Annotated in this window: 14 protein-coding genes; 5 read left to right on the top strand and 9 right to left on the bottom strand. The window is 67.5% G+C overall.

What is annotated here, in order from left to right; genetic code table 11:
- Positions 1-242 precede the first annotated feature (242 nt).
- From pstS to AC5P6A_RS00285, 5 genes are all read right to left on the bottom strand, one after another.
- Positions 243-1,259, bottom strand: a complete 1,017-nt coding sequence (gene pstS, locus AC5P6A_RS00305) for a phosphate ABC transporter substrate-binding protein PstS (RefSeq protein WP_005415897.1) — start codon at positions 1,257-1,259, stop codon at positions 243-245.
- Between the two features lie 222 nt (positions 1,260-1,481).
- The gene (locus tag AC5P6A_RS00300; RefSeq protein ID WP_049411264.1) at positions 1,482-2,693 is read right to left on the bottom strand and encodes an OprO/OprP family phosphate-selective porin; all 1,212 of its coding nucleotides are present in this window, start codon (positions 2,691-2,693) and stop codon (positions 1,482-1,484) included.
- Between the two features lie 196 nt (positions 2,694-2,889).
- The gene (nth, locus tag AC5P6A_RS00295) at positions 2,890-3,579 is read right to left on the bottom strand and encodes an endonuclease III (protein WP_155029213.1); all 690 of its coding nucleotides are present in this window, start codon (positions 3,577-3,579) and stop codon (positions 2,890-2,892) included.
- On the bottom strand, positions 3,579-3,932 hold the full coding sequence (locus AC5P6A_RS00290) for a hypothetical protein (protein WP_005408795.1): 354 nt from the start codon (positions 3,930-3,932) through the stop codon (positions 3,579-3,581). Before AC5P6A_RS00290 ends, nth begins: the two co-directional genes overlap by 1 nt.
- Positions 3,933-3,936: 4 nt before the next feature.
- The gene (locus AC5P6A_RS00285; RefSeq protein WP_346714698.1) at positions 3,937-4,719 is read right to left on the bottom strand and encodes an enoyl-CoA hydratase/isomerase family protein; all 783 of its coding nucleotides are present in this window, start codon (positions 4,717-4,719) and stop codon (positions 3,937-3,939) included.
- A 168-nt stretch (positions 4,720-4,887) separates the two neighbouring features.
- Here AC5P6A_RS00285 and AC5P6A_RS00280 point away from each other — a divergent pair, with 168 nt between their 5' ends.
- The 3 genes from AC5P6A_RS00280 to AC5P6A_RS00270 all read left to right on the top strand — a co-directional run bounded on the left by AC5P6A_RS00280 (position 4,888) and on the right by AC5P6A_RS00270 (position 7,469).
- The gene (locus AC5P6A_RS00280) at positions 4,888-5,589 is read left to right on the top strand and encodes an FKBP-type peptidyl-prolyl cis-trans isomerase (protein WP_005408797.1); all 702 of its coding nucleotides are present in this window, start codon (positions 4,888-4,890) and stop codon (positions 5,587-5,589) included.
- Positions 5,590-5,766: 177 nt separating this feature from the next.
- Positions 5,767-6,570, top strand: coding sequence for a CoA pyrophosphatase (locus AC5P6A_RS00275; protein WP_134734943.1), 804 nt, complete (start codon positions 5,767-5,769; stop codon positions 6,568-6,570).
- Complete coding sequence (locus AC5P6A_RS00270; RefSeq protein ID WP_346714699.1) at positions 6,567-7,469, top strand: sulfurtransferase; 903 nt, start codon at positions 6,567-6,569, stop codon at positions 7,467-7,469. Before AC5P6A_RS00275 ends, AC5P6A_RS00270 begins: the two co-directional genes overlap by 4 nt.
- Before the next feature lie 445 nt (positions 7,470-7,914).
- Here the strand turns inward: AC5P6A_RS00270 and AC5P6A_RS00265 are convergent, their stop codons facing one another.
- On the bottom strand, positions 7,915-8,481 hold the full coding sequence (locus AC5P6A_RS00265; RefSeq protein WP_021203541.1) for an N-acetylmuramoyl-L-alanine amidase: 567 nt from the start codon (positions 8,479-8,481) through the stop codon (positions 7,915-7,917).
- A 72-nt stretch (positions 8,482-8,553) separates the two neighbouring features.
- Here AC5P6A_RS00265 and AC5P6A_RS00260 point away from each other — a divergent pair, with 72 nt between their 5' ends.
- Together AC5P6A_RS00260 and rlmKL are read left to right on the top strand one after the other, a co-directional pair.
- Positions 8,554-9,081, top strand: a complete 528-nt coding sequence (locus tag AC5P6A_RS00260) for an alpha/beta hydrolase (protein ID WP_019659068.1) — start codon at positions 8,554-8,556, stop codon at positions 9,079-9,081.
- Between the two features lie 145 nt (positions 9,082-9,226).
- Positions 9,227-11,365 (top strand): bifunctional 23S rRNA (guanine(2069)-N(7))-methyltransferase RlmK/23S rRNA (guanine(2445)-N(2))-methyltransferase RlmL, encoded by a 2,139-nt coding sequence (gene rlmKL, locus AC5P6A_RS00255; protein WP_019659067.1) that lies wholly within the window; start codon positions 9,227-9,229, stop codon positions 11,363-11,365.
- Between the two features lie 155 nt (positions 11,366-11,520).
- Here rlmKL and AC5P6A_RS00250 read toward each other — a convergent pair whose 3' ends face one another.
- From AC5P6A_RS00250 to AC5P6A_RS00240, 3 genes are read right to left on the bottom strand one after another with little or no spacing between them, the layout of a single operon-like run.
- The gene (locus AC5P6A_RS00250; protein WP_019659066.1) at positions 11,521-11,850 is read right to left on the bottom strand and encodes a DUF3325 domain-containing protein; all 330 of its coding nucleotides are present in this window, start codon (positions 11,848-11,850) and stop codon (positions 11,521-11,523) included.
- The gene (locus tag AC5P6A_RS00245) at positions 11,847-13,475 is read right to left on the bottom strand and encodes a PepSY domain-containing protein (protein WP_206621759.1); all 1,629 of its coding nucleotides are present in this window, start codon (positions 13,473-13,475) and stop codon (positions 11,847-11,849) included. The genes AC5P6A_RS00250 and AC5P6A_RS00245 overlap by 4 nt, the downstream gene beginning before the upstream one ends.
- Entirely contained in the window at positions 13,472-13,786 is a 315-nt protein-coding gene (locus AC5P6A_RS00240; protein WP_010486186.1) for a DUF3649 domain-containing protein, read from the bottom strand. The genes AC5P6A_RS00245 and AC5P6A_RS00240 overlap by 4 nt, the downstream gene beginning before the upstream one ends.
- Positions 13,787-13,847 lie beyond the last annotated feature (61 nt).

Below are 13,847 nucleotides of genomic sequence, written 5' to 3'. Positions count from 1 at the left end.
TGCGCACTGATATGACGGCCGGTGCAAGGTAGAGCCGAGCCCGCGCTCGGCTGTTCCCTGCCCTCGGTAGCTGCGGACCGTTGGTCCGCACGCTCCAGAGCGCAGCCGAGCGTGGCTCGGCTCTACAGAGTCAGGCGCATCCCCAAGAACAAGAAGAGCGCGAGATCTCGAGGATCTCGCGCCCGGGTGGGAGCGGCGGGGGAGAGAGGACCCGCCGCCCCCGTTCCTGCGGGGGAACGCGCTTACTTCAGGTTCTGCGACCAGTAGGTCTCGATCTGGCGCACCAGGCTGTCCGGCAGCGGCACGTAGTCCAGCTGGCGGGCCTGGGCATCGCCGTTCTTGTAGACCCAGCGGAAGAATTCCTGGGTCGCCTTGCCATTGGCAGCATTCTTCGGCGTCTTCTGCACCAGGATGAAGTTGGTGGCGGTGATCGGCCAGGACTCGGCGCCCGGCGCATTGGTCATCACCAGGTAGAAGTCGCGGGCGTTGGCCCAGTCGGCACTGGCGGCAGCGGCAGCGAACGAGGTGTCGCTCGGTTGCACGAACTTGCCGGCGGCGTTCTTCATCGCGGTGTACGACAGCTTGTTCTGCAGCGCGTAGGACAGTTCGACATAGCCGATGCCGCCCTTGATCTGCTTCACATAGGCGGCAACACCTTCGTTGCCCTTGCCGCCGATGCCGGCCGGCCACTGCACCGAGGTGCCTTCACCGACCGAGCTCTTCCATTCCGGGCTGACCTTGGACAGGTAGTTGACGAAGTTGAAGGTGGTGCCCGAGCCGTCCGAACGATGCACGACGGTGACCTTGGCGTTGGGCAGGGTCACGCCCGGGTTCAGCGCGGCGATGGCCGGGTCGTTCCAGGTCTTGATCTTGCCCAGGAAGATGTTGGCCAGCACCGCGCCGTCCAGCTTCAGCGCGCCCGGCGCGATGCCGGCCACGTTGACCACCGGCACCACGCCGCCGATCACCGACGGGAACTGCGCCAGGCCCGCAGCAGCCAGGTCTTCCGGCTTCAGCGGCGCGTCGGAGGAGCCGAAATCAACGGTCTTGGCCTTGATCTGGGCAATGCCGCCGCCGGAACCGATGGACTGGTAGTTGACCTTGTTGCCGGTTGCGGCGCTGTAGTCGGCCGACCACTTGGACATGACCGGGTAGATGAACGATGCGCCCGCGCCGGTGATATCGGCGGCGTTGGCGGCGAACACGGACGATGCAGCCAGGATGGCGACAGCGGCGCGCGACTTGAAGGCGTGGATCACGGGGAGACTCCTGGGGTGGTGGTCGAAGGGCGGTTGCCCGACGTTTCGGTGCACATTCCATAACGGTTGCGTGACACGCCCGCGTCTGTCATATGACGCGGGCGTGACATGCGTCATGAGGGATGTCACGTCCGCTGCGCCGGCTGGGCAGCGCGGGTGCCGATGCAACGACGAAGGCACGGCCGGTGCCGTGCCTTCGCGGTTCAATGCAGGTGGCGGGACTTACCAGAAGAACTGCGCGCGGGCTTCCAGGATGTTGGGATCGTCGTTGACGAAACCGCGCGCCGTGGAGCTGTACTTCTTGCTGTCGACCATCACGTAGTTGAGCATCAGCTTGAAGTTGGAACGCAGGTACCAGTTCGCGCCCACGGTCCAGATGTCCATCTTGCCACCCAGCACGCCATCGACGATCGGCGGGCGACCGGCGACCGGATTGGCGGCGAGGTTGCCGTCATTGAGGTCCATGTGGTCGTAGCGCACGCCCAGCTGCCACTGGCCGCCGGCCGGGTTGTTCGGCAGGCCGGTGCCCGGAGTGCCGCCCTTGTAGCTCCAGGTCTCGCCGGTGACGTTCCACACGCCGCTGATGTAGTAGCCGTCGCTGGTGTAGTTGTCGTGGTCGTAGCGCTTGGCCTTGCTGGTGTAGTACTCGGCCTGGGCCTTGAACGGGCCCTGGAAGTACATGGCTTCGGCACCGATGGTGCTGACGCGGTCGGTGTCGGTCAGATTGCCGCTGTCGACCAGGCGGGCAGTGGCGAGGTCGGCATTGGGACGTGCACGCACACGCAGGGTGTCGGCGTCGGCGTCGTAGTTGACGTAGCTCAGGCCGAAGTGCAGGACCTGGCCCTTTTCATTGATCGGGGCCCAGGTGCCACGCGCGCCGTAGCCGCTGCCGTGGGCCAGGTTGCGGGTCAGCTCGCGGCCGAAGGCGCTGGCGGTCACCGACCAGTTGTCCTGGCCGTAGCTGTACGCGCCGCCCAGGCGGCGGGCGATGGCATAGGTATTGGTGACCGCTGCCTTGGAAATGAAATCGTTGTTCTTGGTGCTGGACAGTTCTTCCAGGCTGTTGGGCTGCTTGAACTGGCCCAGCTGCAGGAAGTGGTTGGCGTTGCCCAGCAGCTTGTACTTCACGTTGGTGTCGAGGAACTTGTCGGCCTTGGCGTCATAGCCGACCACCCACTCCACATTGCCCGGGCCCTTGCCCTTGAGCACCAGCTCGGCGCGACGCAGTTCGAATTCGCTGTTCTTGCCGTTGCCGGCGTCGCCACCGTTGAGGTCCACCACATCGTTGTGGAACCAGTTGCCGTCGGCCTGGACCAGGCCTTCGAAGGTGATTTCCGAACCGCCGATCACGTCGATGGCGACTTCGGCGTGTGCAGCCGGCACATACAGCGCAGCAGCCACGGCCACCGTCAGGAGTTGGTGATGCAGTTTCATGGAGAGGAGCCTTGCAGGCAGGTGGGAAGATGCGCGCAGGCTAGAAGGTAAAGATTGCGTAAATGTGACAGTTCACGCGCGGCAGACATCCACCGCAGGCCCCGTCACGGCAGGGCCTGCCATTGAAACCGCTTGCGTATGACGCCCGGATTGCGCCTTGGTTGCAGTCGATCCACGCCCTGCATTGATGCGGCCGTCACTCGGCCGCGGTCTTGTCCTTGAACCGGCACAGGTCGGCGATCACGCAGCCCGGGCAGTCCGGCTTGCGCGCCTTGCACACGTAACGTCCGTGCAGGATCAGCCAGTGATGCGCGTCGAGCAGGAACTCGGCGGGGATCACCTTCACCAGCTTGTCTTCCACTTCGCGCACATTCTTTCCCGGGGCCAGGCCGGTACGGTTGGCGACGCGGAAGATGTGCGTGTCCACCGCCATTACCGGCTCGCCGAAGGCGGTGTTGAGCACCACGTTTGCGGTCTTGCGGCCCACGCCCGGTAGCGCTTCCAGTTCTTCGCGATCGCGCGGCACTTCACCGCCATGCTTCTCCAGCAGGATCGCGCAGGTGGCGATCACGTTCTTCGCCTTGGCATTGAACAGCCCGATGGTGGAGATGTACTGCTTCAGCCCGTCCTCACCGAGCGCAAGGATCTTTGCCGGGGTGTTGGCGACCGGGAACAATCGGCGCGTGGCCTTGTTGACGCCGACGTCGGTGGCCTGCGCCGACAGCGCCACCGCCACCAGCAGCTCGAACGGCGAGCTGTACTCCAGTTCGGTCTTCGGGTGCGGGTTGAGTTCGCGCAGGCGGGTGAACATCTCCACCACGTCGGCGCGCGGCATCGTGCCGCCACGCCGCGCCGGGGCGCGTGCGGTTTTCTTCGTGGTCGCCATTACTGCTCCTTGCCGCTGGCGCGGGCCTTGGCCCGGGCGAGGATGGCGGCTGCTGCGGCGGGCAGGGCGGGCTTCACGTCCGGCGCCGGGGCGGGCGTGCGCCGCGCGTCGCGTTCGGCTTCGCGGCGGGCCAGTCTCACCGCACGGGCGCGGTAGCGTTCGCGTGCCGCCCAGGCGGCCTGAAGCTGCTGCTGGGCCTGCTGCAACCGCTGCGGGAGTTCCGGGTGGCCGGGCAGCAACTGCGCGTCGTCGGCGCGGGCGACATAGTCCATCAGCCCGGCTTGCAGGGCGCCATCAAGATCGTCTGCCTGGACCCGGGCGAACAACTGCGCGGGATTGGGTCGGGAAGCCATGGCGTCAGCGGTTCTGGAACGCCGGCGGGCGGCGCTGCAGGAAGGCGCTGGTGCCTTCGCGCATGTCCTCGGTGGCGAACAGCAGGCCGAACTGCGCGCTTTCGTACTCCAGCCCGGCGTCCAGGCTGCATTCGCCGCCCACGTGCACCGCATCGAGCAGGCCACGCAGGGCCAGCGGGGCCGAGCGTGCCAGCTGGCGGGCAATGTCCTGCACGCGATTGTCCAGCGCGTCGGCGGGCACCACTTCGTTGACGATGCCCAGTTCCAGCGCACGCGCGGCGGTGATCGGCGCCCCCAGCAGGCACAGCTCCAGGGTGGTGGCGCGGCCGCACAGGCGCAGCAGGCGCTGGCTGCCGCCGAAGCCGGGGATCAGGCCGAGGTTGACTTCCGGTTGGCCGACCTTGGCGGTATCTGCGGCGATGCGCAGATGGCAGGCCATCGCCAGTTCCAGTCCACCGCCCAGTGCGAAACCATTCACGCGTGCGATGACCGGCTTCGGCATCCGTTCAATCTGGCGCATCAGGGCCTGGCCCAACAGCGAGAAATCACGTCCCTGAACCGCGCTGAGTGTGTTCATCTCGGCGATGTCGGCGCCAGCCACGAACGCCTTCGGACCGGCCCCGGTCAGTACCACGACGCGCACCTCCGGATCGGCGGCGGCGTCGCTGAAAGCGCCGGCAAGGGCCTGCAGGGTCGCGGCGTTGAGGGCGTTGAGCTTGTCCGGGCGCTGGACGGTCACGGCGCGGATGGCGCCGTCGTCGGAGACAGCGATCAGAGCATCGGCCACGGGGAAAACTCCTGAAACGTTAAAAAAAAGTGATATTGAACTCTGCAAACGCAGGCGGGTCATAGCCTGCATCGTGAGTAGCGGTTACACGTTACGCCCGTTATCCTAACCCGTCGCCTCAGGGCGGCGCAGAACGTCCCTGAGTTACCACCCCTGGAGAACTGTTTGATGAAGTTGCGTTCTATCGCGGTCGCCGTCGCGGCCCTGGCCCTGACGGGCAATGCCTTCGCCCAGGACGTCTCGTCCGAAAAGGGCAAGCTGAGCTACTACTTCGGTTACGACTACGGCAACAACCTGGCGGAGCTGACCGGTCGTGGTGAGCAGCTGGACATCAACTCGGTGGTGAAGGGCCTGCAGGATGCCTACGCCAAGAAGCAGCCGGCGATCACCGCCGAGCAGCTGAAGCCGGCCGTTGAAGCGTTCCAGAAGCGCGAGCAGGGCCGTGCCCAGGCTGCCAAGGCCGAGTACGAGAAGGCTGCTGCCGAAAACAAGACCAAGAGCGATCAGTTCATCGCGGCGAACAAGGCCAAGGCCGGCGTGCAGTCGCTGCCGAGCGGCGTCCAGTACCGCGTGATCGAAGCCGGCAAGGGTGCCAAGCCGACCCAGGCCAGCACCGTGCAGCTGGAAGTGGCCGGTCCGTTCCCGTACGGCCAGCGCCCGACCGAAGCCCGCCCGGCCCAGCAGATCCCGTCGATCAAGGTCAGCGAAGTCGAAATGAAGGCCATGCGCGAGACCCTGCTGCAGATGCCGGCAGGCTCGAAGTGGGAAGTCACCCTGCCGCCGGACCAGGCCTACGGTGCCGATCCGCGCACCCCGTTCCCGCCGAACGTGGCTGTGCAGTTCGAGATCAAGCTGGTCAGCGTCAAGTAAATCGAAACAGCAAACGAAACGCGCCGGTGATTCCACCGGCGCGTTTCTGTTTGTGCAGCCCCTGGCGGTGAAACGCCTGCGCTGCGCGCGAGCGTCGACTGCCAGTCGACTCTTCCGTTGGGCCGGGCCACCCGCGCAAATTCAGCCCGATCGCGCTACTGTTGGCGGGTGCAAACAATGGAAGAAACGGCGCGTGTTGTCGCAAGTCCCTGCATCGGAGTGTGCACGCTGGATCCGCACCGGCAATGCGCCGGCTGCGGGCGGCATATCGATGAGATCGCGCGGTGGTCGTCGATGAGCAACGAGGAACGCAGCCGCATCCTGCATCGCGTGCAGCCCCTGCGGCAACAACTGCAGCAGTCCCTGCGCGGATCGCTGGCCGACCACGAGCGCTTGGTGCGCGCGTTGCATCCTTTGGCCGAACCGCCGGCCGGCGACGGCTGGAACCGCAGCGAGCTGATCGACCTGCTGCCACCGGGGTCGCCTGTGGAGGCGGCGGTGCTGGCCGGCATCGTGCCGCGCGCCAACGGCGCGCAGGTCATCCTCACCCGCCGCACTGAAACCCTGCGTACACATGGCGGCCAGGTCGGGTTCCCCGGTGGCCGCACCGAACCCGATGACCGCGACGCGCTGGCGGCCGCCCTGCGCGAGAGCCAGGAAGAAATCGCATTGGCGCCCAGCCAGGTGCAGCCACTTGGCTATCTCGACCCCTTCGTGACGATCACCGGCTACCGGGTCACGCCGGTGGTGGCGGTGGTCGATCCGGAGTTCGTGCCGGTGCCGCAGCCCAGTGAAGTGGCCGAAGTGTTCGAGGTGCCGCTGGACTACCTGATGGCCCCTGACAGCCTGCGCCAGGTCGAAATCAATCATCGCGGCCGCATCCGCCACGTCCTTGAGTATGGCTGGCCCGGCCAGCGCATCTGGGGGGCGACCGCGGCCATCCTCTACAACCTGCGTCGCCGCCTGGAGCAAGTGCAATGAACCCGATCAAGCAGCCGTGGACCACCCTGGTCGATGTCGACACCCTGGCTGCCGCGTTGGGCGAAGGCGTACGCGTGGTCGACGCCCGTGCCACCGCCAGTACCGCCGTGCGCGTGATCGATGCGCGTGCTTCGCTGGCGGACCCGCAGGCTGCGGGCGGCCAGTACCTGGCAGGACACATACCGACTGCGGTGCATGCCGATCTCAACCGTGATCTGTCCGATCTCAGCCGCGTCGGCCATGGTCGCCATCCATTGCCCGACAGCGATGCCTTTGCCGCGAAACTGGGGCAGTGGGGCATCGGCCTCGACACCCAGGTGGTGGTCTACGATGGCAGCGACGGCAGCATGGCCGCCTCGCGCCTGTGGTGGCTGCTGCGCCTGATCGGTCACACCCGGGTGGCTGTGCTCGACGGCGGCATCGCTGCCTGGCAGGCCGCCGGTAACGCGTTGGAAAGCGGCCAGGCTGAAGTGACAGCGCTGCCTGCCTACCCGGGCCGCTTCGACACCACCCAGGTCGCCAGCGCCGATGAAATCACCGCGCGCCTGAAACATGCACCGGGCTGGTTGGTCGACGCACGCGCAGGTGAACGCTTCCGCGGCGAAGTGGAGCCGCTGGACCCGGTCGCTGGCCACGTACCCGGCGCGGTCAACCGCCCGTTCGCATTGAACGTACTCGACGGCCGCCTGCGCGACGCGCAGGAGCTGCGCGCCGAACTGCAGGGCGTGATCGGCAACCGCGATCCGCAGCAGGTGGTGCTGATGTGCGGTTCCGGCGTGACCGCCTGCCATCTGCTGCTGGCGATGGAAAGCGCGGGCCTGAGTGGCGCGCGCATCTACGCCGATTCCTGGAGCGGCTGGGTGAGCGACAGCAGCCGCCCGGTGGCGACCGGCGCCTGAGCGATCCGAGCAGAAAGCAGTCGAGCGCGGAGCCTCTCCAGAGCCGAGCGGCCGGCTCCACGCGCATGGCGATGCCTTCAAATCATCGGCGCCCGCAGGTCATGGAGCGCGGCTCGACTCTACAAAGGCACCCTCCGATCGATTCGACTCCGTGCCGACCAACGGTCGGCACCCACCAACAGCGGCAGAAATCTGTCGAAGGCGGGGTGGGTCCGGTTGGGGGTGTCCGCGGCATGGATGCCGCGGCCAAGCCCCCAGGGGTGAGGGCGCTTTGCTTGCGAAGTACTGCTTCGCGAGCGCCCGAACGCACAGCCGCCAGCGGCTGGGCCGGCCTGGGGATTTACGGCGTCCCCCGCAACCGGGCCCACCCTGCCATCCCACGGATAGCCTGCTGTTGCCGGCCAGCGGCCGGCACTACCGCAGGTGCAGGGCGCAGCCCTGCCGCTTACCCAACCGGCTGCAGCGGCACCTTCGCCAGCACCCGCGCCCAAGGGAACAACGGGCCCGGGTCGCGTTTGCGTGCCACCCTCAGCGTCGGATCATCGCTGGCCGGCACCTGCTCCAGGTCCAGCTGGTCATGCCCGGCAATCCGCTGCAGCGACGGATAGCGCACCACCAGCGCCTGCAGCAGCCGCTCCAGCGCTTTCAGTTGCGCCTCGGTGTAGGCCTCGTCCATCGCCTGGTGACGGCTGTCGAACCAGTGCGGGTAGCGCCCGGTATTGACCAGCTCGATGCCCAGCGTATGCGCGTTCATGCCGCGCACGTGGTGGGCCACGCGTTCGGGCGCAACGTACTGCACCACGCTGCCATCGCGGTCGATGTAGAAGTGCCCGCTGTTGCCGGCACCGCTGTCATACAGCACGCGCTCGCCGTACTCGCGGGCCGTCGCCAGATCGGGCAGCTCGGTGCAGTGGATCACCACCATCTCCAGCGTGGCCGGATCGCGCAGCGGCAGTCGGTCGTGGTAGGGCAGGGGCTGCAGCTGCAGGCCGGGCAGGAGCGGGTTGGGCATCCGGCGATGCTAGCATTGCGGCATGAACCTGCCTTCTCTTTCCTGGTTGGCCCGCGCCCACGGAGCACGCGCATGAGTCGCGGCCACTGCATCCTCTCCCATGGCTTCGAAAGCGGCCCGGAGGCGACCAAGGTCACCGCGCTGGCCGAGGTGGCCCAACGCCTGGGCTGGACCCACGAGCGCCCCGACTACACCGATCTGGACGCGATGAGCGAGGTCAGCCGGGTGGGCGACGTGCCGACCCGCCTGCGCCGTCTGGTTGAACGCGCCGCCATCGCTGCCCGACAGGGGCCGGTGGTACTGGCCGGCTCCAGCCTGGGCGCCTACATTTCCGCCATCGCCTCGCTGCAGGTGCCGGTAGCCGGCCTGTTCCTGATGGTGCCGCCGACCACCATGGGCCCGATGCCGGCGCTGGACGCCGCTGTGGTGCCGACCACGGTGGTGCAGGCCTGGCATGACGACGTGGTACCGGCTGCCGGCGTGATTGCCTGGGCGCAGGCGCGTTCGGCGCAGTTGCTGCTGGTTGACGATGGCCACCGCCTGGAGCGCCACGTGGAGGCCTCTGCGCAGGCCTTCGAGCGCCTGCTGCGGCAACTGTGAAGCCGGGGCGCACGGCGCGCCTGCCCGCATTGACTACAATGGCAGCCCCGCCGCCCCCGGCGCGGGCCTGCCGGCCGTGCCTACGGCCCTCCTTTCCGACCGGCCCGGCCCCTGTGCCGCGCCCGACCACCTGCGAACCGACCCCGTGAAATTCTTCGTCTCCTGCGCCAAGGGCCTGGAATACCTGCTTGCCGATGAACTGTCGGCCCTGGGCCTTGCCAAGGCCACCGCCACCATTGCCGGCGTCAACGCCGAGGGCGAACTGGCGCAGGCGCTGCGGATCGTGATGTGGTCGCGCTTGGCCAGCCGCGTGCTGTGGCCGATCGCCGAGTTCGACTGCCCGGACGAGCAGGCCCTGTATGACGGCGTGCGTGCGCTGCCGTGGCACGAGCACATCACGCCGGAGATGACCCTGGCGGTGGACGCACACGTGTCCGGTGACAAGATCACCCATGCGCGCTTTGCCGCGCAGCGGATCAAGGACGCCATCGTCGACCGGATGCGTGATGAAGGCCTGGAGCGCCCCTCGGTCAACACCGACCTGCCCGATGTGCGCGTCAACCTGTCGCTGCGCAAGGGCCGTGCTTCGCTGTCGATCGACCTCGGCGGTGGCCCGCTGCATCGCCGTGGCTGGCGCGGTGCCGCCCACGAGGCGCCGCTGAAGGAAAACCTGGCCGCCGCGCTGCTGCTGCGCGCGCAGTGGCCGCGCCTGCACACCGCCGGAGGCGGCCTGCTGGACCCGATGTGTGGCAGCGGCACGCTGCTGATCGAAGGTGCACTGATGGCCGCCGACGTCGCCCCTGGCCTGATGCGGCATGGCAGCCTGCCGCCGAGCCGTTGGCTGGGCTTCGACAAGGCGGCCTGGAAGTCCATCCAGAGCGAAGCACGCGAGCGCGAAGCGGCCGGCCTGGCCGCGCTGAAGCCGGTCATCCATGGCAGCGATATCGACCCGGCCGCGATCCAGGCCGCCCGCGAGAATGCAGAGGTTGCCGGCGTCGCCCACGCGATCCGCTTCACCCGCGCCGATGTCGCCGACCTGGCCGCGCCCGAACAGGAGATCGGAGCGGTGGTCTGTAACCCGCCGTACGACGAACGCCTGGCTGCCGATCCGGCGCTGTACCGCGCGTTGGGCAATGCCCTGCAGAAGGCCGTGCCGCAGTGGCGTGCCAGCCTGCTGTGCGGCAATGACGAGCTGGCCTTCGCCACTGGCCTGCGCGCCAGCAAGAAGTACCAGATGTTCAACGGTGCGCTGGAATGCGCGCTGATCGTCTGCGATCCGATTGCCGTGCCGGGCCGTGATCCGGCACAGCCCCGCGAGCTGAGCGAAGGCGCGCAGATGGTGGCCAACCGCCTGCGCAAGAACCTGAAGAAGTTCAAGAGCTGGCGTGCCCGCGAGGACATCACCTGCTTCCGCGCCTACGACGCCGACCTGCCGGAGTACGCGGCGGCCATCGACGTCTACGAGGAAGAGGGGGGCAGGCGGCGTACCTTCCTGCATGTGCAGGAATATGCGGCACCGGCGGCGATTCCCGAGAACGACGTGCGCCGCCGCCGCAATGAGCTGCTGGCCGCCGCGCGCGAAGTGTTCGGCGTGCCACCGGAACAGGTGTCGATGAAATCGCGCGAGCGCGGCAAGGGCGGCAGCAAGTACGGCCGCTTCGAGCAGCGCGACGAGTTCATCGTGGTGCGAGAGAACAACGCGCTGCTGCAGGTGAACCTGTTCGATTACCTGGATACCGGCCTGTTCCTCGACCATCGCCCGCTGCGCCGGATGATGGCCGAGCAGGTGCGTGGCAAGCGTTTCCTCAACCTGTTCTGCTACACCGGCGTGGCCAGCGTGCAGGCCGCCGTGGCCGGTGCCGCCAGCACCACCAGCGTCGACCTGTCGGCCACCTACCTGCAGTGGTGCTACGACAACCTTGCGCTGAACGGGCAGGGGGGCAACCAGCACCTGCTGGTCCAGGCCGACGCGATGGCCTGGCTGGAAGGCGACCGCGGCCAGTACGACGTGATCTTCTGTGATCCACCGACTTTCTCCAACTCCGCCCGCGCCGATGATTTCGACGTGCAGCGCGAACAGGTGAAGCTGCTGCGGGCGGCGGTGGCCCGGCTGGCACCGGGTGGCGTGCTGTACTTCTCCAACAACTTCCGCCGCTTCAAGCTGGAAGAGAACGCCATCGCCGAATTCGCCCAGTGCCGCGAGATCACCGCACGCACCATCGGTCCGGATTTCGAGCGCAACGCGCGCATCCACCGCGCATGGGAACTGAAGCGGCTGGGGTAAGCCCGGTAGTGCCGGCCGCTGGCCGGCAACGGTGTCAGATCCGCAAAGGGTTCATGAGGTGCCGGCCAGCGGCCGGCACTACCCCTGTCTGGCCGGTGGATCCACGCCATGCCTGGATGGTTGTTCAGTAGATCCACGCCATGCGTGGATGGCGGTTACAGCAACGCCACCACCAGCCCCAGCGCCGGCAGCGTGATCGCCAGCGGTGCGATCCACTTCGGCCGGTACGGATACAGCCCGAACGAGAGTGCCACGCCGCACATGGTCATTGCGCCCAGCCACAGCACCGGGCCCATCGCCCAGCCGTGATCGGCCACGCACAACGCGAACGCCACCGTCAGCAGGGCCCAGCCCAGCACCCGCCACTGCGTGCGCCGTGCCGGGCTGGCCGCAGCCTTGCCGTGCAGGTCGTACTGGTGTCTTTCCATCGCCAGCGACAGCGCGGTGAACGCGGAAAACGACAGGGTCAACGCCAGCAGCATCATGCACTGGCCTCCGCTTCGGCGGTTTCGACCACAGCCACTGGCGCCGCAGCCGCCGCCGCACGCTTCTTCTTCTCGGCCGCGCTCAGCGGTGGCGTCCAGCGCTGCATGCGCCAGCCGCACATCGCCAGCATTGCGCCGAAGACGATCATCGAAAGATCGACGCCGGCCAGTACCCAGTCGCCGTTGCGCAGGGTGTTGCCCAGGTGCGCATGCGTGGTCAACGCATTGACCACCGGCACCAGTGCGAACGCGGCCGCGCCCAGGTAGAGCTGCCACGCCCACATCATTCGCTTCGGCCAGATGAAGGCGGCCAGCAGCGCGCCGGCCCAAGCGTAGAAGAATACGTTGGCCTCCGCACTCGCGCGCTCGGCGATGTCCAGCGGCAGCAGGCGGTTGCCCCAGAAGTACGCCGCGAAGGCGATCGGCAGGCCAGCCACGGTGCCGATGTTGAGCGCATCGACCAGGCGAAGGCCGAAGCCGGTGCGTCCACTCTTGGCATGCTTCGGTCGTTCCTTCACCGCCCACAGCACCACGCCGCTGGCGACCATCAGGCAGCCCACCAGACCGGACAGGAAGAACAGTGCACGCAGGCCCCAGTCCGCAAAACGCGCCAGGTGCAGGCCGTACAGCACACCACGGGTGGCGGTGGCACCGCCCGATGGCGGCGTTTCCTCGAGCAGAGCACCGCTGACCATGTCGTAACGCACGGCCGGGGTGTCGATGGACAGGCGCTTGCCATCGCGCTGGCGGATGTCGATCACCGCATTGGCCGCCCCCGGATTGGACACGGTGAAACCGGCCACCTCCACGCCGTGCCAATGCGCGCGTGCGCTGTCCAGCAACTGTGCGATCGGCAGCGGCGTGGCGCGGCCCTCGGCGGGCGAGGTCACTTCCGGAAGGCCGCCGAAAGCCTCGCTGATGAATTTGTCCTCGTCCTGGGGGTAGGCGACCTTCACTCCCCACGGCAGGTACATGATCATCAGGGTGACGATGCCGGTGTAGGTGATCATCGCGTGGTACGGCAGCGCCATCACCGCGCTGACGTTGTGGAAGTCGAGCCAGGAGCGCAGGCCCTTGTCCTTGCGGAAGGTGAAGAAGTCCTTGAAGATCTTCTTGTGGGTGATCACGCCGGTGATGATCGCCACCAGCATGAACATCGCGCAGAACCCGACCAGGTAGCGCGCCCAGTACACCGGGATGTAGTGCAGGTCGAAGTGCAGGCGGTAGAAGAAGTCGCCTCCACGCGTCTCGCGCGCCTTCAGTGCCTGGCCGCTGTTCGGGTCCAGCGTGGCGTCGCCGAAGCCACCGCGGCGGCCACGGCTGGGGTCGGCCAGTTCCGGTGGCAGCCGCCAGAACATCTGCATGGCCGGGTTGCGCGGCTGCGGCAGGGTGACGAACCAGTTCTCGGCGTGGCTCGCATTGGCCTGCAGGTAGGCCACCGCGCGCTGCGCGGCGACGTCGATGCTGACGTTGCTGGACGGCAGCTCCGGGCGCATCCAGCGGCTGATTTCCTCGCGGTAATAGCTGGCGGTGCCGGCCATGAAGATCAGCAGCAGCAACCAGCCGACCAGCAGGCCGGTCCAGGTGTGCAGCCAGGCCATCGACTGGCGGAATCCGTTCTTCATGCCCAGGCCCCCAGCATGCGCGCGATGGCAGCCATCAGCAGGGCGGGAGCGAGAATGCCGACCCACGCACGCAGCGCGCTGCGGGTGGCGAACGCCCACAACGCCGCGCAGGCGGCGACCAGGATCGCCAGCAGCATGCCGGTCAGCACGGTCTGGCCGCGCGCGCCGGGCAGCGCCACCGCGCAGAACACGCTGGTCACCGAGGCCAGCGCATAGCCGCCGAAGATCGCGGCCAACGAACGTGACAGCACGCCCCAGCGCGGGTTGGAGAAGAAGGTGCGGGGACTGGCGGTTGCGGGCGAGCGGTCCACGGCGTTCCTGCAGGTTTCAGTGGAAGAGGGCCGGCGCACCGCAGTGCGCCGGAGGAGGCCA

The sequence above is a fragment of the Stenotrophomonas sp. YJH_SMC_20 genome (assembly GCF_059367845.1).
The sequence above is the reverse complement of the archived record's forward strand: the minus strand, read 5'-3'. Positions and strand labels throughout refer to the sequence as shown.